This is a genomic window from Saccharothrix sp. NRRL B-16348, from assembly GCF_001280085.1.
Lineage (GTDB): Bacteria > Actinomycetota > Actinomycetes > Mycobacteriales > Pseudonocardiaceae > Actinosynnema.
The window spans coordinates 1-837 of the sequence record NZ_LGED01000075.1; the positions used below are offsets into that span (position 1 = coordinate 1).

Annotated in this window: 1 protein-coding gene; it reads left to right on the forward strand. The window is 73.0% G+C overall.

Annotated features, from left to right (window positions below):
* Nucleotides 1-837 (forward strand): NADP-dependent oxidoreductase (locus tag ADK67_RS09810; protein ID WP_053716092.1); only part of this gene is annotated, 837 nt, incomplete at both ends.

The window sequence follows — 837 nt, forward strand, 5'->3', positions numbered from 1 at the left end:
GTTCCACGAAACGGGCGGCCCGCAGGTCCTGCGCTACGAGGATGTCGACCAGCCGGTCCCCGGCACCGGTCAGGTGCGCATCCGGGTCGCCGGGTCGGCGTACAACCCGGCGGACGGCGGCATCCGCGGCGGCTTCCTCCCGATCCCGATCACACTCCCGCACGTTCCCGGATACGACGTCTCCGGCACGATCGACGCGCTCGGCGACGGCGTGGAAGGCCTCACCGTGGGCGAGGAGGTCATCGGGCTCATCCCCATGGACGCCGACGGCTCGGCCGCGCAGTACGTCGTCGCCCCCGCCGCAGTGCTGGTGAAGGCTCCCACCGCCATCCCGCTGGCAGACGCCGCCGGCCTGCCGTCGGTCGGACTCACCGCCTCACAGGCGCTCTTCGAGGCCGCCGGACTCACCGCCGGCCAGCGCGTGCTGATCAACGGCGCCGGTGGCCCCGTGGGCGGGTACGCCGTGCAGCTGGCCAAGCGCGCAGGTGCCTACGTCATCGCCACGGCGAGCCCGCGCAGCAGCGAGACCGTCACGGCGGCCGGTGCGGACGAGATCATCGACCACACGGCCACCTCCGTGCTCGACGCGGTGACCGAACCCGTCGATGTGCTGCTCAACCTGGCCCCGATCACCCCGGACGGGTTCACGGCCCTGGTCGCACGAGTCCGCGATGGCGGCGTGGTCGTCTCCACGACGCCGACCGTCCCGACACCCGGCGACGAGGAGCGGAACGTCCGCGCGGCCACGATCTTCGTCCACCCCGACGCGGACGTCCTCTCGGGCCTCGTCGGCCTCATCGACCGCGGCGACCTCCACGTCGAGATCGCCCGGCGCGT